We start from the raw sequence: 21084 nt of genomic DNA, 5'->3' as shown, positions 1-21084 counted from the left end.
TGCTACGTCATCGAAGGTATATCGCCGGGGAATCGCTCGGCTTCAGTAGTTGCAGCTGCACGCGATGCAGGGAAACACGTAGTTTTCCGTGCGTGGGCGAGTAGAACTACGCAGGCGCCGCGCGCGCTGTTGCAGTGCCGCGGCCGGGTCGTGATTCAACTCCGCGCCGTTACAACAGGTGGCGCAGCGTCGGCAGGTACTTCTCGCTGGAACCGGTGTTCACGGCGACCACGCGCTCGCCGCGGTGGATGAACCCGCGGTCGAGCAATTGCGGCAGCGCCGCGAGACACGCTGCGCCTTCCGGCGAAATCCAGTCGTGCGTGCGGCGCCACGTCGCTGCGAGTTCGGTTTCGATGTCGGCTTCATCGACCGCTACCGCCGCGCCACCGCTCCGGCGGATGATGTCCAGAACGCGGAAATGACCGACGCCACCGGGCACGTTGAGGCCTACGGCCAGCGTCCCGCCTGCTTCGACGACGGTCGTGTCCGCTGCGCCGGCGTCGAACGCACGCACGAGCGGGGCCGTTCGTGCGCTCTGCACGCACAGCATGCGCGGGCGTCGCGAATCGATCATGCCCAGCGCTTCAAGTTCGTCCCACGCCTTCCACATCCCGAGCACGCCGGTGCCGCCGCCGGTGGGATAGATCACCGCGTCGGGCAATGACCAGCGCGTTTCGCCCGGCAACGGCTCCGCGAGTTCGAGGCCGAGCGACTTCTTTCCCTCGATGCGCCACCCCGGTTCCTGGAACGTCGCGACGGAAAACCAGCCCTCGGGGATGTAGCGCTCCTTGAGGAACGCGCCGGCCTCGCGGATCGTCGGGCCGACCAGTTCGAGCTTCACGCGATCGGGACGACGCGTGGCCGCCGCGGCGACGCCGCCGAGGATCGGCATCGGCGTGTCGTCCGGCATCGCGACGACGACGCTCAGCCCGCCCTCCAGCGCATAACGCACCAGCGAATCGCCGGCGTTGCCCTGTGTCGGCACCGCGAGCCTGGTCAGGCCCAGGCGACGCGCCTGCGCGGCCACCATCGCCATGCCGCGGTCCTTGAAGCTCTGTGTCGGGTTGGCACCGTAGCCGGGATGCGCCTTGCCTTCGTCCTTGAGCTGGAGCGCGAGGCCTGCCTTAGCCGCAACCGGATGCGCCGAATAATCGAGCAGCGGCGTCGCGCCTTCGCCGAGCGGCACCAGATGCGCGGCGTCGACCGGATCGTCGGCATCGAGCGCCATCAACGCGCCGAAGCGCCACAGGTCGCGACGCTGCGGGCGATACCACGCTGCATGCGGTTTCTCGCGCGCCAGTCGCTCCAGATCGAGCACCATCTCGACCGGCCGCCCGTCGACGGGATCGAGGTTCATCGGTACATCGGCGGAGTACTCGACGCCGGAAGCGATACCACGAAGGCAGCGGACGTAGGACATGGGCGAACCCGGTGGGAGGTCCGTCGTTGTCGCAGCCCGGGGCGCGGATTGCAACCAAGCGCAGCTCGGTGTTCGTAAAGGAATCGCGTTCGTGGAGGGGTAAGGCGACGGCGGCGTTCAGCGCGGCATGCACATGAAGCAGGGAAGGGGGCTGATCAGCCTCGCAACGCAGTAACAGTAGAACTACCGAAGCAGCACGCGGTGCCCGATGTTCATCATGGCCATGACACCGCCACGCGCCACGCCTGCGTCGGCGCGCACGCCCGTCTGGAAGGTGAGGAAGCATGGCGCCTAAACAGCCACCGTGGAAACGCCCGGCGCCGCCGGGCAAGGCGCCGCGCAAGCCGTTGACGTCCGCTGAAATCAAGGCAGCCAAGGCACGCGCGGATACAGCCGGCCGACGCTACCCGAACCTGGTCGACAACATGTGGGCGCTGCGCCAGCGACGTCTCTCCGATCGTTGACGGCTTGAAGAAAGGAGCGGAGGGATTGCGCTCCCTCCGCCCCTCATGCGTCCTTCGACTACACGGAAGGCGTCAGCCTTTCAGTCCTCCGGCCGGCGCAACGGGACGACGACGCTACCGTCGGAATCCGCAATCCTTGCGGCATCGAGCCTGGGTAACGTCAGGTCGACCAGCTCGGCGGTCCAGTCTTCCGCACGGATCCGGCAGAGTTCGTCCAGATACGCGCTGTCGCGCTCGCGTACCGAGATGGGTCCGGCTTCGGCGTCGGCCAGAATGTTCCGCCACGCGGCCAGCAGCGCGGTCGGATCCGGATGCGTGGCAGCCAGCGCACGCAGCGCCAATCCCTGGACGTGTACCTGCGCCTGCAGGCTGCACATGGCTTCTTCGGTGCTTCTGTCCATGCGCGTGCTCCGGCCGGGCTCAGGAGTTGAGGACGGCCCCGACCTGGATGCGCCGGGGCGTCGATTCGGGACGCTTGGGGATGCTGATGGTCAGCACGCCGTTGTGCCCCGATGCCGTGATGCCATCCGGATCGGCGCTGTCGGGCAGCGCGAAGCGGCGGTGGAAGACGCCGTGTCGTCGCTCGATGCGCGAGTACCGTTCGGTCTCGTGCACCTTCTCCTCGCGGCGTTCGCCCTTGATCGTCAGCAGGCCCTTGTCCATCTGCACTTCGATGTCCTGCGGATCGACGCCGGGGATGTCGGCGTAGAGCAGGAAGCGATCGGCTTCTTCCTTGATGTCCACGCGCGGCACCCACTGGCTGGTGACGACCGACGACTCGTCGGCGGTGTTCTGGAACAGGCTCCCCTCGAAGAGGCGGTCGAAGATCTGCTTGACCGGATCCTTCATCGATCCCTGCGCGGGCCACTGGGGATTGCGAACCATCTCGTTCATGGCTGGGTCTCCAATTGGCAAGGGACGGTCATTCCGTCCGGCGATGGGAGTAGGTTCGCGCCGATGGTTTTCAAGGCCCGCAAACGACGGGCATGCGCGCGTTGAAGATCGGTTTGGCAACGTGGAGATCGTGTCGAGGCGGCAGGGCCTGCCTCGGCGCGCCGACGCGTCGTGCGCGCTGGATGGTGCTTCGGCGGAGCACTGCTCGCCGCGGCGTCATTGCCGCAGCGAGCAGCCTTGCGCATCACCGCCTGTTCAAGCGCTCCCGGATGACCTCCCGACCGAGCTGCACCGCCGATGCCTTGGACATCGTGGCCGCAGGCAGAAGTTCGGGCGCTGCCAGTGCGGAAGGCCTCGGTGTCGCGGATTCGCCGGGCGATCTCTCGAGCACGAAGATATCGCCGTCGAAATCGACGAAGTACACGTTCTTCCAGAGGTCCGTTCCGAACGCGACGACATGATCGATCGTTCCGGACATGGGTGTGAATTCGGCGTTGCGCAACGCGAAGCTGGCCGACGTGATCGTTGCTCCCTGGCGGATGTCGCTCGTCGGGATCGACCAGAGGTTCGGCTGGGTGAAGTCGGCGAAGAGGTACTGGCCCCGTAGGTATTCGATCGGCCCGCTGTAGACGACACCGCCGGTGACCGAACTGCCCTCGCGCGGCCCCGTGCCGTGCCGGTACTCGGCGATCGGCGGCGTGAGGCCAGCGGTCGAGCCACCACGGAAGGGCTGCGTGCCCTCCATGATCGGCCAACCGAAATTCAGGCCGGGCACGTTCGCGGGGATCATGTTGATCTCCTCGATCGACCCCTCGCCTACATCGCCGATGTAGAGATTGCCTGTTTGCGGATCGAAACTGTTGCGGAACGGGTTGCGCAGGCCGTATGCCCAGACCTCAGGAGCATCGGGAGCGCGGAAGGGATTGTCGCTCGGGATTGCGTAATCGCGGTTCGGATCGGCCGGGAAGTCATCGCGCCTGGGATTGATGCGCAGGATCTTTCCAAGCAGCGACGCACGGTTCTGCGCGTTGTTGTCCGCGTCGCCGCTGCTGCCGCCATCGCCGACGCCGATGTACAGCAGGTCGCCCCGGAACCCGAGCCAACCACCATTGTGGATGTTCCGCGGATGCGGAATGCGCAGGATCACGTCGGCCGAGGCCGGGTCGGCCGCATCGTGGTAGTTCATGTACGTCTTGTAACGACGCACTTCGAGAGTGCCGTCCGCGACGGTCAGCATGACGTAGATCGTGCGCTCGGCGAGGTAGTCGGGAGAGATGGCGAAGCCGAGCAGTCCGCGCTCGCCATCGGTCGATACCTCGCGCGACAGATCCAGGAATAGATTGGGATTGACCGCGCCACTCTCGGTATCGAGGAGCTTGATCTTCCCGCCGCGCTCGATCAGGAACATCCGTCCATACGAAGTCGCGCCGGGCTCCGGCCACAGGAACATCGGATAGTTCGTGCCCGAGGCGATCCGACGCACGCGCTGCGGTGGCAGATCCAGGTTGGTGACCTTCACGGTCAATGCGAGAGTGGACGAGAGCCTGCCGTCGTTCGCAATGATCGAAACGGCGTAGACGCCATCCCGATTCATATCGGTCGGTTGCTCGAAGTCCGGCAGGTTGGCGAACCGCAGGCCGCCGGTGTGCTGGTCGATGAGGAAAGCGAACTTGTCCTCGCCGGCAAGCTCGAAGCTGAAAGGCTTGCCATCCGGATGCACGGCAGTGGCCGTGTAGAACACCTGCAATGTGCCCTCGGGCACCGTGGCCGACGACGCGGAGGTAAACGTCGGCGGGCGTTCCGCCGGTGCCGGCGTGACGGGCGCGGGAGTCGTAGGCGTGGTGGGAGTCGCTGGCGTGCTGGCCCCGTCGCCGCCTCCACCGCCGCCACACGCCATCAACAGCGAAACCAGTAGCACCATCCCCGTCGAACGAACTGCATCCTTCCCCATATCCAGCTCCCTGTCCCCGCGGCCGGCCGACATGGCGGCCTGCGGACGCCGCAGGGTGCCAGATGAATCGCGCGAGCCACAACCACGGTCATGACGGAGGGTGGCAGGGCCGGCGCATGGGGCTACGCGAGCCTGCTCAGCGGTGGACGATGGATCCGGCCGCGGCGACGCGCTTCGGATCGCCGGCGGAACTCGAGCCCGCGAGCCTGCGACTACAGGCGCTACTTGTGCCCGCCGCCCGAGCTCCAGCCCGATCGGCCGGAACCGCTTCCGCTCCAGTGGCGTGAATCCGATTCACTGCCGGCGATCGCGGTGATCATGACGACGATCACCACGTAGACGATGTAAAGCAGCCTCTTCATCAATCCTCCAACAAGGAACTGGCGCCACGCAGGTGGCCCGTCATGGCCAGTGGCGCCCAGATCAGTCCGATGCCCAGCAGGATCGCGCCGAAGTCGACGACCTCGCTTAGCCACAGCAAGGTGACGGTGCCTGCTATGCCGATCCAGATCAGGCCCGTGTCGGGAGTCTGGTCTTCCTGCGGGCGGGTGGGCGCGGTCCGCGTGTATCGGGTCGTCCGTGGCAGGCCGAATGCATCGGCGATCGTGACCTCGCCCATGCGCACGGCGTGCGACCAGGTCACCTCATCGTCGGACTGCTCGCGCGTGAGCGTCTCGTGGCCACAGGCGAAATCCGTCACACGCGTCGAGTCGCCGCGGCGGACGCGCCAGTTGAACGCGCCGAAGACCTGCTTGACGCGCGACACGTAGTCGTACTTGCGCGTCCACGTCCGCTTTCCCCAGCGGGCGCTTCCCATGTCGTGCAGCAGCGGCCAGTCGTCGCACACGCTCACCCGCTGCCACCCCTCCTGTGTTTCCACCAGCCACAGGTAACCCTGATCCGGGTTGAACAGCAGGTATTCGGTCCAGGCGGGCTCCGTGCGGTCGGTCGGCACATCGCATTGCATGATGCCGATGACCGTGTATTCAGCGCCCAGGCGCCCGCGCGCGCCGAGCGACAGCGTGGTGTTGAAGCGGGCCAGCCGGCGGTTGGCCTCGATGATCTCGGCGCGGTCACCGCTGCAATCCAGCAGCGAGCTGCACGAGGGGCAGACGACCTGCGTGGCCATCGCCACGGCGATGCTCACTGTCCCGGCGCAGCTCGGGCAGTCCAGCGCCAGTACCTTGCCCCTATAGCGGCCGGTCGAAGCTTCGATCTCTTCCTTGCGACGCAGGGTGTCCTTGTCGAAGCGGATCTGGCCGGCGGTTCCCGAGTACACGACCGGCGTTGCGTCGGAATAGTCGAGCGTCACGAACGCATCGCCGCGACGGGCATCGACCACGCGCGATTCCCAGCCGTCGCCGACGAGGATCGGCAGCTCGCCCTCGCCGCCGATGCATCGGCAACGACGGACGTCCGAGACGGTGTAGAGCGCGCCGCCGACCTTTGCCGGTTCGCCGGGACGCAACTCGTCGAAGGACGGCAGCAGGGATACGTCGGCCTGCTCGTCGCGGCGGGTGATCGCGTACTGTCCCGAGGCATCCGACAGCCAACCATGCGTCCCCTCATCGAAGACGATGTACCACTCGTTCCAGCTTCCCGCCTCGTATCGCAGGCGCAGCCCGCCAAGCACCTGGAAGCCGCGCTGGCCTGCGCGTCCACGTGTGCCGAGCTGGACGAGCGAACCGTCTTCCACGAGTTCGGCCATGACGCCAACCAGGCGCGCCGCCTCGGCGTCACGGGTGATCGTGCTGCGGCAGCTGCCGCAGACGACCATCACGGCGCCCGCGGAGTCGAACCGCACCGACGCGCCGCACTGCGGGCACAGGAACTGCTGCATCTCAGCCGGCCAGGCTGCGCAGGATCTGCGCCTTGGCGGCGTCGTATTCCTGCGCGGTGATCAGGTCCAGGTCCAGCATGCGCTTGAGCTGCTGGAGTTTGGCGACCGGATCGGCCGCCTCCGTCGCCGGGCCGGTTGCGGCCGCTGCGGGCGCCGCAGGTGCCTGGCCCGATAGCGCCTGCGCCATCGTCTGTCCGAGTACCGCACCAGCCGCAAGGCCTGCGCCGACGCCGGCGATGCCGCCTTCGTTCCTGGCCGCCAGCGGAATGGCGGTAGCCGTCTGGTAACGCGTGAACTTGTCGAGGTCGCCCGACATGCCCACCGCGATGCGCGTGTCGAGGGCTTTCTGGAGTTCCTCGGGGAGCGACAGGCTCTCGACCGCGAATGCTTCGAGCGCCACGCCGTAGCGCTCGAACACCGGAACGAGCCGTTCCTGGATGCGCTGCGACATGGCGCTCTGGTTCGCGGCGAGGTCGATGAACGGCACGCCCGTGTTTCCGAGGGCATCGGCCATCGTCGCCACGACGAGGTTGCGAAGTTGCTGTTCGAGGTCCTCGACGGTGTACACCGCGCGCGTTCCGGCGATCTCGCGGTAGAACTTCGGGATGTCCTGGATGCGGTAGCTGTAGATGCCGTGCGCGCGTACCCGGACCATGCCGAACTCGGCGTCGCGGATCGTCACCGGTTGTGCCGTGCCCCAGCGGCGACCGAGCTGCAGTCGCGTGGAGAAGAAGATCACGTCCGACTTGAACGGGGATTCGAAGCCCTTGTCCCAGTGCTGCAACGCGGTCAGCACCGGCAGCGTGCGCGTGGTGAGCTTGTAGGTGCCGGGGCCGAACTGGTCGGCGATGCGACCTTCGTTCACGAACAGCGCCTGCTGCGAATCGCGCACGGTCAGGCTGCCGCCGTACTGGATTTCCTGGTCTTCCATGGGGAAGCGCCAGGCGAGGACGCCGTCGCCTTCCTCCATCCACTGGAGGATGTCGACGAACTGCTTGCGGATGAAGGATCCCAGGCTCATCGGGGCGTACCTGCAGGTGTGGGGTGGAGAGTGTGGAAGCCGTGGCGGCGCGGATCGCCGCGGCGTTCGGAATCAGGTCAGGCAGGCGGCGTTGATGACGCCCACGCCGAGCGAGACGGCGCCCATGAGGCCGCCCATCGCGGCATTGCCTTCGTGGATGGCCTGGTTCATGCCGCGCAGCAACCGCGCGAGCGCGGCGTAGGCCGCGACCTGGACCAGCATCGCCAGCAGGGCCCAGAGCAGGAAGTCGCGCCAGCTCGCATGCAGGGCGATGCTGAAGGCCAGTGTGCAGCTGAAGCCGAGCAGCGCGCCGCCCAGCGAAAGCGCGGCGGCGATGTTGCCCTGGTGGATCAGGGTCCATTCGTCGAAACGGGTGACGCGCGTATAGATCGCGACGAAGCCTGCAAGCAGCAGCAGCGCGGAAAGCAGGTAGGCGAGGTACGGCAACGCGAAGTTCGGCACGGGCATCCTTCCCCAAGGAATGGCGCCGAGTATAGCCAGTTGGCCGGCGCATGCAGCCTCGCTAGAGTAGGCGCCCCGGGCCAGGGTCGCGTCGATTCGCCGCCCACAGGAACCCTCGCTCCGAATGCGCGATCGCGCCCTAATACTGTCCGTCCTGATCGTCGCGTCATGCGGTCTGGGCTACGAACTGATCAGCAGCGCCCTGGCCAGCTACCTGTTGGGCGATTCGATCCTGCAGTTCTCGTCGGTGATCGGCTGTTACCTCTCCGCGATGGGCATCGGCTCATGGCTGTCGCGCTACGTCGACGACGCCGATGTGCTCGACCGGTTCGTCGACCTCGAAATGCTGATCGGCCTGGTGGGCGGCGTGTCGGCGGCGGTCCTGTTCGTCGTCTTCGCATGGCTGTCCACGCCCTTCCGCACCGCCCTGTACGTGATGGTGTTCGCCATCGGCCTCATGGTCGGCATGGAAATCCCGCTGGTGATGCGCATCTTCAACCAGCGCCGCGCCGAATTCCGCGAGCTGGTCAGCCGCGTGCTCGCCTTCGATTACCTGGGCGCGCTGGTCGTGTCGCTGGTGTTCCCGCTGCTGCTCGCGCCGCACATGGGGCTGCTGCGCACCTCGTTCCTGTTCGGCATGTTCAACACCGGCGTCGCGCTGTGGACGGCGGTGGCGTTCCGCGACGAACTGACTGCACCGCGACTCAAACTCTTCCGCGGCGCCATCGTGCTGGGCCTGCTTGCGGCGGGACTGGCATTCTCCGGGCGCATGACCGCGTGGGCCGAACGCGGCATCTACGGCGACGAGGTCGTGCACGCGGAAAGCACGCCGTTCCAGCGCCTGGTCGTCACGCGCTGGCAGGACGACCTGCGGCTGTACATCAATGGCAACCTGCAGTTTTCGTCCCGCGACGAACACCGTTACCACGAAGCGCTGGTGCACCCGGGCCTGCAGGCGCTGCCGGGCGCGCGCCGCGTACTGGTGCTCGGTGGCGGCGACGGGCTGGCGGTGCGCGAGATACTGAAGTCGCCGGCCGTGCAGGCGATCACGCTGGTCGACCTGGATCCGGCGATGACGCGGATGTTCTCGCGCTCGCCCGACCTGGTGGCGCTCAACAAGGGATCGCTGAACGATCCGCGCGTGCACGTCGTCAACGAGGACGCCGGGCGCTGGCTGGAGAAGCACGGCGGCAGCTACGACTTCATCGTCGTCGATTTCCCCGACCCGTCCAGCTTCGGCATCGGGCGGCTGTACTCGGTGCCGATGTTCCGCCTGATCGCCCGCCACCTGGCCGCGAACGGCTACGTCGTGGTGCAGTCCACGTCGCCGTACTACGCCCCGCGTTCGTTCTGGAGCATCGAGGCGACGCTGCGCGAGGCGGGACTGCACACCTGGCCTTACCACTGCGACGTACCCTCGTTCGGCGATTGGGGCTTCGTGCTCGCCGGGCATCGGGCCGACTATGCGCAGCCGGTCGCGCTGGGCGTGCCGACGCGTTATCTCACCCCCGAAACGCTGCATGACCTGTTCGTGTTCCCGAAGGACATGCCGCGCATGGCGATGCCGCCCAATCGCCTGGACGAGCAGTCGCTGGTCCGCTATTTCGAAGAGGACTGGCGGCGGGTGATCCGCTGATGCAGCGGCGCGGCTTCCTGGTAGGCGCGGGGCTTGCCGGCGCGGCGGTGTTCGCGGCGACGCGCATGCGGGGCGTCGACAAGGTCGCGCCCGAGATCCACTTCCCCGGCATGCACGACGGGCACGCGCTGCGCGATGCGCATACGTTCCCTGCGCCGCGGGCGCATCTGCGCACCGGTGTGGCCATCCTGGGTTCCGGCGTCGCCGGCATGGCATGCGCGTGGGCGCTGGCCCGCGCCGGACGCCGCGACTTCGTGGTGCTGCAGGGGCCCGAATACGGCGGGAACGCCGCCGCGGCGAACCTGGGCGGCCGCGGCGACGACACCCTGGATTGCCCGCTCGGCGCGCATTACCTGCCGCTGCCGTCCTCCGAATCGGCTCACATGATGTCGCTCCTGGCCGACCTCGAGCTGCTCGAACGTGGCCCTGATGGCATCGCGCCCAGGTTCGACGAGGCGGCGCTCACGCATGCGCCGCACGAGCGGTTGCTGCGCAATGGCCGCTGGGAAGCCGACCTGCTCCCATCGCACGGTGTGCCGGCCGCGCAACTGGAACAGCAGCATCGCTTCCTTGCGCAGATGGCGTCGCTGCGGACGCAGCGTGGACGCGACGGGCGCCGCGTGTTCGCGCTCCCGGTCGCGCTGTCGTCCATGGACGAGGCGTGGCGCGCGCTGGATCGCGAGAGCTTTGCGCATTGGCTCGATCGCAACGGTTACGACGCCCCCAACCTGCGCTGGTATCTGGACTACTGCTGTCGGGACGACTACGGCGCAGGCACGCGGGAGGTGTCGGCGTGGGCCGGCCTGCATTACTTCGCCAGTCGCGACGGGCACGCCTCGAACGCATCCGGCGACACCGTGCTGACGTGGCCGGGTGGATTGTCGGAGTTGATCGCGCGCATGCGCACCTCGATCACGCGCCGGCTCGGGCACGACCGCTGGCTGCAGCGCGGCTTCGCCTCGCAGGTGCGTGACCGGGCAGGGGACGTGGTCGTGCTGGGCGCGCGACGCGAGGGCGCGCAGATCGCAACGTTCTCGCTCACCGCCGGGCAGGTGGTGAGCGCGATGCCGCTGCATGTGCTCGCGCGTATCTGGCCCGGACTCAAGGACACCGGCTACGATCCCGCGACGCACGCCAGTCCGCACGCGGCGTGGCTGGTATCGAATTTCCTGATGCAGGGATGGCCGAGCGAGTTGCCGGGCGAAGGCCTGGCGTGGGACAACGTGGTGCATCGCGGGCGCAGCCTGGGGTACGTGGTATCGACGCACCAGCTCCTGCGCGTGGCACCCACCGCGCGCACCGTGTTCACGGCGTACCAATCGCTGGACCGCATGACCCCGAAGCAGGCGCGCGGATGGCTCACACGCGCGACGGCGGACGAGCTGCGTGCCGAGGCCGCCAGCGACCTGCAACAGGCGTACGGGGACGAGTTGTGGCGACGAACGCGGCGACTGTCGATCACCGTCCGTGGCCATGCGATGGCGATCCCGGCCCCGGGCTTCCTGCACAACGCCGGGCTGTTGTCCTTGCGTGGACTCGACGGGCGGGTGCGCGTCGCGCATTCGGATCTGTCGGGTTATTCGGTCTTCGAGGAAGCCGCGTGGTGGGGCATCCGGGCCGCGGAGCAACTTGCGTGATCACGCGGCCCGACGGCTCGCTGCGGGCCTGCCAGCGCCCGCTTCCGAATCGTAGCGGACATACCCATGAGACTCTGTATGTCACCACAGGATGTGTTCCAGGCGGTTGCATTCGTCAGCGTCGTGGCGCCATGCGTCGTCAGCGTCGCCGCCCTGTATGTCCCCAGGCCGCGCCGGATGCTTTTGCGGGGAGCGGTGGCGATATCGGCCGGATGGATCGCCGACATCGCGCTCACGATCCATGCGTACAACCGCGCCGGCACCGCCGCGGCAGCAGCGTTGGGCGTCGACCATGCGGGGATGGGGTTCGATAACAACACCGTCGCTGTCGCAATCCTTGGCGGAGGGTTGTACCTCACGGCGGCAGTGGGGCTGGCGCTTGCAACCGGCGCTCTGATCAGGCGGACAAGGCCTACGTCCCCTCCCGGCCGATAGCGCTCGCCGCGGGGCCGGCCGCGGTTGAAGAAGTCGGGGTTCGGCTCGTCCTGGTGCAGCCCGGTTGCGTTCAGCACAACCGATCGGGCGCACAGCAGTCGAGGTCCTTGGCTGGCACCGGGACGTTCGGGTCCGGAACGAAGCCTCGTGCTTCCATTGCAGACGGCGATGCATTCGCCACTGGTCGATGCAGGTATCCGACCACTGGCCGGCCGCCGTTGTTGCGCGTATCACCGCGCCGGGTGAGACCTTCACCGCCGTGGCACCGCCGCCATGGCAGGATCGCGCCGCCGGTGGACGCGCCGGCGATCGAGGGAAGCGAGGCGTGGGCAAGCCAAGGATTCGCTTACACAACATCGGATTCGGACTCGCGTTGCTGGTGATCCTGTTGCTGCTGGCGCAGGCGCGGCGGACGCAGGAGGACCTGCTTCGATCGAACCAGGCTTTCTCGCGCAGCGCCGAAGTGCTCACCACCGTGCAGGACACGCTGTCCGCGTTGCAGGACGTGGAAACCGGCATGCGCGGTTACGTGATCACCGGCACGGACGCGTTCCTGCAGCCGTATCACGACGGGAACCGGCGACTGGTCGAGGCGCGTGCGCGGCTGCGCCAGCTGGTCGGCAACCAGCGCGATGCGGCCTGGTGGGGCAGGACCAACCACGACATCGACGAACGCCTGCGGCTGGCGAAAGTGAACGTCGACCTGCGTCGTCGCGCCGGGCTGGAAGCGGCGTCACAGAGCGTGGCGCAGGCGGGCGGCAAGGAGGCGATGGACCGCGTGCGCTCGCTGCTGGGCGAGCTGGAAGCCGCCGAACGCGAACGCATGATGGTGGAGGGACGCGCCGTCGAACGCCGCGTCGCGGAGTTCCGCCGCTGGACGACGTGGGGAACGGCGGTCGCGCTGGTGCTGCTCGCCGCGGCGCTTCTTTCCGTGCACCGCAGCCTCGTGCAGCGTCGGCAGGCGTTGCACCTGGCGCGCGCTGGCGAGGCGCGGCAGCGGGCGATCCTCGATGCGATTCCCGACCTGCTGTGGCAGTTCGACACGAACGGCAACCCGCGCCTTCTGTCCAGCGATTACGGGGCGACGCTGCCGCCGGCGCTGCTGCTCGCGATCCGCTCCGCCTTGCCGCACGTGCAGGCCGACAGCGCCGTGCACACGCTCACCGCGCAGGAAGCCAGCGGCCAGGTGTTCGAGGCGCGACTGGTCGCCATCGACGACGGGCATCTGGCGATCGTGCGCGAAGTTACCGAGTTCATCGTGCAGGAGCGGGCGCTGCGCGACCAGCACGACTTCCTACGCGCGATCGTCGATTCCGACGAAAGCCTCGTCTTCGTGCGTAGCGCGGGCGGGCGATTCACGCTGTGCAACATCGCGTTCGCCGCGACCATGGGGCTCACGCCTTCGCAGGTGGAAGGACGCCGTCCCTCGGACCTGGCGGGCCAGCGCATCATCGAACCGCTGTTGCAGGCCGACGACGCACTGCTGCAGGGCGAGGACGAATGGCGTGCCGACCGCGTGCGCATCGTCGACGTGCGCGAGCAGGAGCGCTGGATGCAGGTGCTCAAGCGCCCGCTCGTGCGCTCCGATGGCCAGCGCCAGGTGCTCACGGTGGTGATCGACGTCTCCGCGCAGCAGCGCATGGAGCGGATGAAGGACGAGTTCATCTCGACCATCAGCCATGAGCTACGTACGCCGCTGACCTCGATCCGCGGGGCGCTCGGGCTGGTGGTGGGCGGAACCGCCGGCGAGCTGCCCGATTCCGTGCGGCCGCTGCTGGAGATCGCGCACAAGAACACCGAACGGCTCGTGCGGCTGATCAACGACATCCTTGATATCGAGAAGCTGCAATGGGGCGGCCTGTCGCTGCAGACGCACCGCCTGCCGCTGCGCGCGATGGTGGCCCAGTCGATCGACCAGATCGCGACCTATGCGCGCGAGTTCGAGGTGACGGTCGAGTTCGGCCCCGGCGACGACGGCGTCGTGGAGGTCGACGTGGACCGCTTCGCGCAGGTGATGGCGAACCTGCTGTCCAACGCGATCAAGCATTCGCATGCAGGCGGTGTCGTGGAGGTGTCGGTGACGCGTCGCGACGGTGGCCTGCAGATCAACGTGCGCGACCACGGCGAAGGCATTCCCGAAAACTTCCGTCCGCGCGTCTTCGAGCGTTTCGCGCAGGCCGACGCCTCCGACGTCCGGCGTCGCGGCGGAACCGGCCTGGGCCTGGCGATCACGCAGTCGCTGGTGGAGAAGATGTCCGGGCGCATCGGTTTCGAGACCGAAACGGGGCAGGGCACGCGCTTCTTCGTCTGGTTGCCTGAAGCGATGCGCCTGAACGATCCCGCGCCGTCCAACACGGCCGACGACCTCACGCCGTACGTCGTGCTGCTGCAGGACGAATCGGCGCTGGCCGACGAACTCGCGCGCGTGCTGCGCGAGCACGGCTACCGCACGCTGCTCGCCAACGACATCGCACGTGCGCGCGAGCTGCTGCAATCGCCCAACGCGAAGGCGCTGGCGATCGACCTGGGATCGGCGGGCACGTCCGCGCGCGGCGTGCTGCGTGAACTGCGCTCCGAGCCGGAGTTCCGCTCGTTGCCGGTGCTGCTGCTGGGGATACGTCCGCCTTCGGTGGACTCCGACGGATTGCGCGGCGGCGCCGTCGGCGTGGTCGACTGGCTCGGCAAGCCGCTGGATCCGGAACAGGTGGCCGAGGCGGTGCGCACCACGCTGCGCGATCCGTCCCGGCGCTTCGAAGTCCTGCACGTGGAGGACGACGAGGACGTGTGCGCGCTCCTGCGGACGCTGCTGCAGGGGCATGGCCTGAACCTGCACGCGGCCGGTTCGCTGGCGCAGGCGCGCGAGCAGCTCTCGCATCGACGGCACGACCTGGTGATCCTCGACCTGAAGCTGCCCGACGGCGACGGATCGGAACTGCTCGAAGAGCTCGCGCGCGCCCGGCCGCCCACGCCGGTGATCATCTTTTCCGCCCAGGACGGCGGCCTCGCCGAGAGCCGCGCCGTGCTGCGCCGGCTGGTGAAATCACGCCACCATGCCCGCGAGCTTGCGACCCTGATCTTGGATACCTTGCGCCACTGGCCGGCCGGCGGCGCGCAGAAAGAGGAGACCGGATGAGCTCCGCCACCCATGTCCTGATGATCGAGGACGAGGAAGACATCGCACTGATCGTCCGTTACCTGCTCGAGCGAAACGGATTCACGGTCGAACACCTGGCCGACGGACGGGCCGGGCTGGAGCGCATCCAGACCGGCGCGGTGCCCGACCTGGTGCTGATGGACTTCATGCTGCCGTTCCGCGACGGCCTGGAACTGGTCGAACGCCTCCGCGCGCAGCCGCAGTGGACGTCCGTTCCCGTGTTGATGCTCACGGCGAAGGCGAGGGAAGCCGACATCGTGCGCGCGCTGGAGATTGGTGCGGACGATTACGTCACCAAGCCGTTCCAGCCCGAGGAACTGATGGCACGCATCCGGCGCCTGCTGAGGCGATCGCTGTGAGGTTGCGCGATGCGGCCCGTCTTTCGGTGCTGGGACTGGCGATGACCTTCTGCACGGCGAACGCGCAGACGGTCGAACAGGCGCAGGCGCTGGTCGAACTCCGGAAGTATGCCGACGCCGCGCGGGTGCTCGAACAACGCCTGGCGATCGCGCCCGACGATGCGGACGCGATGTTCCTGCTCGCGCGGACGCATGCATGGAACGGCGAGCCGACGCGCGCGCTGCCGCTGTACGAGCGCCTGCTGGCGCGCGCGCCCGACAACGTCGATTACCTGCTGGGATACGGTCAGGCCCTCGGCTGGGCGGGACGCAACGAAGAGGCCATCGAGGTGCTCACGCGCGCGCAGCGCCTCGCCCCGGACTACGCCGACATCGGACCCGCGCTCGCACAGGCGCGCGCCGCGCAGGCCGCCGCCATCTCGCCCGAGCCGTTGCTGCCGTCGCCCACCGACGCGCCACGCGCAGCAGCGCCGCAGACGCCGGAACGCCGGCGCACCGTCTCCGTGTCGGCGCGCCACGACTGGCTCGATGGCGCCTACGACGACTGGAGCGGCGTGCGCGTGGATGCATCGAGTTCGCAGCGCGGAAGGTTCGGCGGCTACGGCGCGATCACTGCCGACCGGCGCTTCGACCTCGACGACGTGGGCATCGAAGCCGGTGCGTTGCTGCCGCTGGGCGATACCTGGCTGCTGCAGCCCGAAGTGGGCGTGGTGCCCGACGCCGACTTCCTGCCGCGCTACTACGCGGACCTGCGCGTGCAGAACACCTTCGCGCATGGCTGGATCGGGAGCGCGAGCCTGCGCACCAGCGACTATCCCGACACGCGCGTCGACCGGCTCGCGGTGGGCGTGGAGCGCTACTGGAGCCAGTGGCGCGCGGCGTACACGTTCAACCTGACGCGACTTCGCGACACGCATTCGCCCGGCCACGACGTGCGCCTGGCGCGCGCGTACGGCGAGGGCAGCGAGATCGGCCTGCAGCTGGCGTTCGGACGGGAAGCCGCGCTGGTCGACACGGGCGTGGTCGCGAGCGACGTACGCGGCGCAGTGCTGTTCGGGCGCCATGTCTTCGCGCAGCGGTGGTCGTGGCTGTGGAATGCCGGCGTGGTGGAGCAGGGCGACCTGTACACGCGCCGCGGCATCGGCATCGGGCTGGAACGGCGGTTCTGACGATGGAATGGACCAGCTGGCTACCGGTCGATCCGCTGCTCCGGCTGGCCAGCCTGATCGCCTCGCTGCTGGCGGTCGTCACGGTCCTCGTGCTGCTCCAGGTGCTGGTGCTTTCCACGCTGGCGACGCGGCAGCGTCGTGCCCGTGAGGCGTTCGATCGCCAATGGCGCCCGCACATGGCGATGGCGAGCCTGGACACCGACATCGCCTGCGACCTGCCGGCGCCCAAGGGCCGCAGGCGCCTGTGGTGGCTCATGTTGTGGAACAAGCTGCAACGCAAGCTGCGCGGCGAGGCGACCTCGCGGCTGAACCGGCTGCTGCTCTCGCTCGGGCTCGACGAGTACGCATTGCGACTGCTGCGGTTTCCCGGCGTGCGCAATCGCCTTGTCGCGCTGGAAACCCTGCGTCATCTCGGCGACGCCGCGCACTGGGACGCGGTCGAACCGCTCGCGCACGGACGCAATCCGTTCGTCGCATTCGCCGCCGCGCAGGCGCTGATCGCGATGGACGCACCACGTGCGACGCGAACGGTGCTGCCGATCGCGCTGGAGGGCGAACACTGGGGCGGGCAGCGCCTGGTCGCGCTGTGCCGCCAGGCCGGACGCGACGCCGTCACCGACGCGCTGCTCGATCTGCTCGCGCGCGCCGACGCGCGTGCGTTGGCCCGACTCGCGCCGCTGCTCGCCTTCGCCGATCCCGTGCGTGCGGCACCTTGGGCGCGCGAACGCGCGCTGGGCGACGCCGATGCACGCAACCGGCAGGCCTCGCTCAAGGCGCTGGGCGAGCTGGGGGATCCGCGCGACAAGCCGCTGATCGTCCGCTCGCTGCACGACGAGGACCCCGCGGTGCGCCTCACCGCGGCCCAGGCGTTGCGGGCGTCGGCGGATCTGTCCGACATCGAGGTGCTGCTTCCCGCGCTCGCCGACCAGAGCTGGTGGGTGCGCCGGGAAGTCGCCGACACGCTGGCCGCGCTTCCGCGCATGGACGACGGCGCGTTGCAGTCGCTGCTGCCGCGCGTGGAGGACCGCTACGGACGCGAAGCGCTGGAGCGCGCCCGCGCCGAGCGCGCGATGAGGGCGGGGCGCGCATGAGCGGCGAGTTCCTCTTCGCCCTGCAGCTGTTTTTCATCGGCTACTTCGTGCTGCTCAATGGCGGCTACCTCGTACTCAACCTGCTGTCGATGCTGAGCCTGCGCAGCTACATGCGCCAGCGCGCCGAGTACGGCACCGACGCGCCGTACCTCGGCATCGAGCCGGCGATCTCGCTGCTGGTGCCGGGCTACAACGAGGAAGCGACGATCCGCACGTCCGTTCGCTCGATGCTGCAATTGCAGTACCCGGACTTCGAAGTGGTCGTCATCAACGACGGCTCGAAGGACGGCACGCTCGCGGCGCTGGTGGAGGAATTCGAACTCGTCCCGCATCCGGAGCTCGTGCGCCGCGCGGTGCCGCACAAGCCGATCCGCGGCGTCTATCGCTCACTGCGTTACGGAAACCTGCGCGTAATCGACAAGGAGAACGGCGGCAAGGCCGACGCGCTCAACGTCGGCATCAACGTCGCGCGCAACCGGCTGTTCTGCGCGGTCGACGCGGACTCGATCCTCCAGCGCGACAGCCTGCTGCGCATCGTGCAGCCCTTCATCGAGGACGAAAGGACCGTCGCCGCCGGCGGCACCGTGCGCATCGCCAACGGATCGGAAGTGCGCGGCGGCTTCCTGGTGAAATCGGGGCTGCCGCGCAACCTGCTCGCGCGCATGCAGATCATCGAATACCTGCGCGCGTTCCTGTTCGGGCGCCTGGGCTGGTCGCCGCTGAACGGCGTGCTGATCATCTCCGGCGCATTCGGCCTGTTCGATCGCGCGCGCGTGGAAGCCGTCGGCGGTTATCGCACCGACACGGTCGGCGAAGACATGGAACTGGTCGTGCGGCTGCACCGCTGGCATCGGCGCAAGCGCATCGCGTACCGCATCCGCTATCTGCCCGATCCCATCTGCTGGACCGAGGCGCCGGAAGATCTCGGCACGCTGGGACGCCAACGCTCGCGATGGCAGCGCGGCCTGGCCGAAAGCCTGATGTTCCACCCACCGTGGCGCTTCGGCTGGCGCGCGGGCGCGGCGGGTTACCTCGCGTGGCCCTTCATGGCGCTGTTCGAATGGGTCGGCCCGTTGATCGAGCTGACCGGCTACGTCTTCATGATCGTCGGCTTCCTCATGGGCTGGGTGTCGCCCGTCGCGTTCACCGTGTTCATCGCCGTCGCGCTCGGCATGGGCATCCTGCTGTCGGTCAACGGCCTGTTGCTCGAGGCGCTTTCCTTCCGCGTCTACAACCGCAGCCGCGACATGCTCTGGCTGTTCGCGATGGCGGTGCTGGAGAACTTCGGCTATCGCCAGCTCAACACGCTGTGGCGCTGCCGCGGCATGTGGCAATGGATGTCGCGACGCAAGCACCAGTGGGGCGCGATGAAACGCAGCGGGCAGTGGGGGAGGATGTAGCCCGCGATCGCGTCGCGTCGCCGCCTTCGCGACGACCCGTGCAAGTGAATGAGCCGGCCGCAGGCGCCCAAGCGGTCCTCATTCCAGTACGGCGCCATCTGCAATTCGCCGCCCGGCAACGACGACAGGCGTGAGAGAGCCGCATCCCCAGGGCGATGGCGCAAGGCCAACCACGCAGCTGCCGAGGGGCGCCGGCCGGGCGGCGCGCTGCGGTGGGGAGGACGCCTTGCACGTGCGTTATGACGGGAGCGCTTCGCATGTGGAACGAAGATCGCGCCCACATCACACCGCAAGCAACAGACTGCATACACCGCCAGCACATGACCTTCGACCAGTCCATGCATCGCCTGCATTCCAGACCGCTGAAAGGGCGGGAATATTCGCGAATCATGCGACGGTTCCGGAAGGGCATGATGCGCGCGACGCTCTTCGGCCTGTTCCTCCTGCCGCTGCACGTGACCGGGTCTGCCGTCGGGTCCGCGCAGGGCACCCTGGACATCGCGTTCGCGCTATTGGCCGCGACGGTATCCGTGATGTTTCTCGTCAGCATGCTCGGCATGGGAATCGCGTGGGCGAAGCGACCACGCCAACGGAACATCTCGGAAAACCGGAACTACTGCGGCATCGCGTAATACCCGAGCCAGCGCTGAGCGCTGCGGTGTGGCTGCAGTTGCGTTCGTGTCCGCGCTTGTGCTGACTCGCCGCTGATTCGTGCGATCGACTTGCGCATCGGGAAAAAGTTTGCGCCAGGCGTCACTCGGGTGATCGGTGCCTCATTTCGAACATCCGCTTCTCACCGATGGCTGACATTCAGCCAGATATGGCTGGCATGGGCGATGCTAGGCCCCCCTCGAGGGGGTTAACTACCTCGAGATACCCGCATCTTCACGATGCATCTACATATTGCGAAGCAAGCTGAAGGCGGGTCACGGCTCCAGCCGGCGCCGCGATATTTCCGATATCCCAACGAAGGAGGATTGGAATGATTCTGACCAAGCAAAATCTGGCGAAGCTCGGTGTGGCGGCCGTCGTAATTGCGGGCCTTGGCGGCTGCGCCACCTACAAGGAAGAGTTCGCGACGATCAACTCGCGCCTCGACTCGCTCGACCAGAAGGTACAGAGCGCGGCGCAGAGCGCCGAATCGGCCAACCAGTCCGCACAGCAGGCCAACCAGCGCCTGGATGCCCTGGAAGGCCGCGTCCAGCAGCTCGAAGCCGCTCCGGCGCGCAAGCCGCGCGGTTGATCGCGCTGTCGTAAATCGCTCTTTCGTACTACGTAGCGTAGTTACGCAAAAGGTGACGAACGGATCGAACCCAAGATCCGGTGGTCTTCATTGACCACCGGACTCTTTTGTCGACCGGCGCATTCGTCCCAAGGAAGTATCCCATCAATACCTTCATGCACCCTGCAATCCGCGCCGCTTCCGGCGCGCTCGCGCTGGCGCTGACGTTCGCGATCTGCGGTGTCGCCCATGCCCAGGGCCCCGAGCAATCGGCGGCCACGGTGGCGATGGACCAGCTGCCACCCGACCAGGCCGTGTCCGACACGGTGACCGAACTCGCGGGCTGGATCGTCGCCAGCGGCGACAACCAGGGCTATCCCTTCGCGATCATGGACAAGGCCGCGGCGCAGATCCTGGTGTTCGGCGGCGACGGACGCCTTCGTGGCGCCACGCCCGGGCTCTTCGGCTCGGCGGTCGGCGACCATTCCGCTCCCGGCGTTGCGGGTCTCGCGCTTCGCGAAATTCCGGGCCGCGATCGCACCACGCCTGCCGGTCGCTTCGTAGGCGGCTACGGCCCGTCGACCGACGCTGGCCGCGTGCTGTGGGTCGATTACGACTCCGCGGTGTCCATGCACCCGACGGCGACCGGCGTCCCCGCCGAGCGGCGCCCCGAGCGCCTCGCATCGCCCACGCCGGACGACAACCGCGTCACCCACGGCTGCATCAACGTGCAGCCCGATTTCTACGAAGCGGTGATCCGGCCGACGTTCGAGAAGGGCGGCGTGTTCTACATCCTGCCGGACTCGACACCGCTCGCCGAGGTATTCCCGGAGTTCGTGCAAAGCCGCGCGACCGCGCAGCACGACGATGGGACCACGCGTCGCCGTCGATAAGCGGCGCTTCCCCGGCCTACCCGGGCGTGTGACGTG

20 protein-coding genes are annotated in these 21084 nt (G+C 67.8%); 12 read left to right on the top strand and 8 right to left on the bottom strand.

The genetic code is table 11. From position 1 onward, the window contains the following. Positions 1-169 precede the first annotated feature (169 nt). Complete coding sequence (locus tag ABIE51_RS18210; RefSeq protein WP_192632771.1) at positions 170-1420, bottom strand: threonine synthase; 1251 nt, start codon at positions 1418-1420, stop codon at positions 170-172. A gap of 284 nt (positions 1421-1704) precedes the next feature. Here ABIE51_RS18210 and ABIE51_RS18205 point away from each other — a divergent pair, with 284 nt between their 5' ends. Further along, a complete protein-coding gene (locus ABIE51_RS18205; RefSeq protein WP_192632772.1) occupies positions 1705-1884 on the top strand; it encodes a hypothetical protein in 180 nt (59 codons plus the stop codon). Positions 1885-1964: 80 nt separating this feature from the next. On the opposite strand, the gene ABIE51_RS18200 is transcribed toward ABIE51_RS18205, so the two are convergent. The 7 genes from ABIE51_RS18200 to ABIE51_RS18170 form a co-directional block, all read right to left on the bottom strand. Then, positions 1965-2285 (bottom strand): hypothetical protein, encoded by a 321-nt coding sequence (locus ABIE51_RS18200; RefSeq protein ID WP_192632773.1) that lies wholly within the window; start codon positions 2283-2285, stop codon positions 1965-1967. Positions 2286-2304: 19 nt separating this feature from the next. Then, positions 2305-2778, bottom strand: a complete 474-nt coding sequence (locus tag ABIE51_RS18195; RefSeq protein WP_115841894.1) for an Hsp20/alpha crystallin family protein — start codon at positions 2776-2778, stop codon at positions 2305-2307. Positions 2779-3022: 244 nt separating this feature from the next. After that, complete coding sequence (locus ABIE51_RS18190; protein WP_192632774.1) at positions 3023-4762, bottom strand: PQQ-dependent sugar dehydrogenase; 1740 nt, start codon at positions 4760-4762, stop codon at positions 3023-3025. 188 nt (positions 4763-4950) lie between these two features. Further along, complete coding sequence (locus ABIE51_RS18185) at positions 4951-5091, bottom strand: hypothetical protein (protein ID WP_192632775.1); 141 nt, start codon at positions 5089-5091, stop codon at positions 4951-4953. Then, on the bottom strand, positions 5091-6569 hold the full coding sequence (locus tag ABIE51_RS18180; RefSeq protein ID WP_192632776.1) for a DUF4178 domain-containing protein: 1479 nt from the start codon (positions 6567-6569) through the stop codon (positions 5091-5093). Before ABIE51_RS18180 ends, ABIE51_RS18185 begins: the two co-directional genes overlap by 1 nt. 1 nt (position 6570) lies before the next feature. Then, positions 6571-7590 carry an SPFH domain-containing protein gene (locus ABIE51_RS18175; protein ID WP_192632777.1) on the bottom strand — a complete coding sequence of 340 codons (1020 nt, stop codon included), beginning with the start codon at positions 7588-7590 and terminating at the stop codon, positions 6571-6573. A gap of 72 nt (positions 7591-7662) precedes the next feature. Further along, the gene (locus ABIE51_RS18170) at positions 7663-8052 is read right to left on the bottom strand and encodes a DUF350 domain-containing protein (protein WP_354504673.1); all 390 of its coding nucleotides are present in this window, start codon (positions 8050-8052) and stop codon (positions 7663-7665) included. A 94-nt stretch (positions 8053-8146) separates the two neighbouring features. Between ABIE51_RS18170 and ABIE51_RS18165 the strand changes: the two genes are divergently transcribed. The 11 genes from ABIE51_RS18165 (at position 8147) to ABIE51_RS18115 (ending at position 21048) form a co-directional block, all read left to right on the top strand. Then, positions 8147-9688 carry a polyamine aminopropyltransferase gene (locus ABIE51_RS18165; RefSeq protein WP_354504910.1) on the top strand — a complete coding sequence of 514 codons (1542 nt, stop codon included), beginning with the start codon at positions 8147-8149 and terminating at the stop codon, positions 9686-9688. Continuing rightward, the gene (locus tag ABIE51_RS18160; RefSeq protein ID WP_192632780.1) at positions 9688-11325 is read left to right on the top strand and encodes an NAD(P)-binding protein; all 1638 of its coding nucleotides are present in this window, start codon (positions 9688-9690) and stop codon (positions 11323-11325) included. The genes ABIE51_RS18165 and ABIE51_RS18160 overlap by 1 nt, the downstream gene beginning before the upstream one ends. Positions 11326-11403: 78 nt before the next feature. After that, the gene (locus ABIE51_RS18155) at positions 11404-11760 is read left to right on the top strand and encodes a hypothetical protein (RefSeq protein ID WP_192632781.1); all 357 of its coding nucleotides are present in this window, start codon (positions 11404-11406) and stop codon (positions 11758-11760) included. 187 nt (positions 11761-11947) lie between these two features. Then, positions 11948-14893 carry a CHASE3 domain-containing protein gene (locus ABIE51_RS18150; RefSeq protein WP_354504670.1) on the top strand — a complete coding sequence of 982 codons (2946 nt, stop codon included), beginning with the start codon at positions 11948-11950 and terminating at the stop codon, positions 14891-14893. Beyond that, on the top strand, positions 14890-15273 hold the full coding sequence (locus ABIE51_RS18145; RefSeq protein WP_157030153.1) for a response regulator transcription factor: 384 nt from the start codon (positions 14890-14892) through the stop codon (positions 15271-15273). The genes ABIE51_RS18150 and ABIE51_RS18145 overlap by 4 nt, the downstream gene beginning before the upstream one ends. Beyond that, positions 15270-16442: a YaiO family outer membrane beta-barrel protein gene (locus tag ABIE51_RS18140; protein ID WP_192632783.1), complete on the top strand. Its 1173-nt coding sequence runs from the start codon at positions 15270-15272 to the stop codon at positions 16440-16442. Before ABIE51_RS18145 ends, ABIE51_RS18140 begins: the two co-directional genes overlap by 4 nt. 2 nt (positions 16443-16444) lie before the next feature. Further along, positions 16445-17533 carry a HEAT repeat domain-containing protein gene (locus tag ABIE51_RS18135; RefSeq protein WP_192632784.1) on the top strand — a complete coding sequence of 363 codons (1089 nt, stop codon included), beginning with the start codon at positions 16445-16447 and terminating at the stop codon, positions 17531-17533. Then, complete coding sequence (locus tag ABIE51_RS18130) at positions 17530-18933, top strand: glycosyltransferase family 2 protein (protein WP_192632785.1); 1404 nt, start codon at positions 17530-17532, stop codon at positions 18931-18933. The genes ABIE51_RS18135 and ABIE51_RS18130 overlap by 4 nt, the downstream gene beginning before the upstream one ends. Positions 18934-19190: 257 nt before the next feature. Then, a complete protein-coding gene (locus tag ABIE51_RS18125; protein ID WP_192632786.1) occupies positions 19191-19565 on the top strand; it encodes a hypothetical protein in 375 nt (124 codons plus the stop codon). Positions 19566-19915: 350 nt separating this feature from the next. After that, positions 19916-20176, top strand: a complete 261-nt coding sequence (locus ABIE51_RS18120; protein ID WP_115841887.1) for a hypothetical protein — start codon at positions 19916-19918, stop codon at positions 20174-20176. Between the two features lie 194 nt (positions 20177-20370). Beyond that, entirely contained in the window at positions 20371-21048 is a 678-nt protein-coding gene (locus ABIE51_RS18115) for a hypothetical protein (protein WP_115842074.1), read from the top strand. The last annotated feature ends 36 nt before the right edge of the window (positions 21049-21084 follow it).

This window comes from Lysobacter sp. OAE881, assembly GCF_040546665.1.
Lineage (GTDB): Bacteria > Pseudomonadota > Gammaproteobacteria > Xanthomonadales > Xanthomonadaceae > Lysobacter_J > Lysobacter_J soli.
The sequence above is the reverse complement of the archived record's forward strand: the minus strand, read 5'-3'. Positions and strand labels throughout refer to the sequence as shown.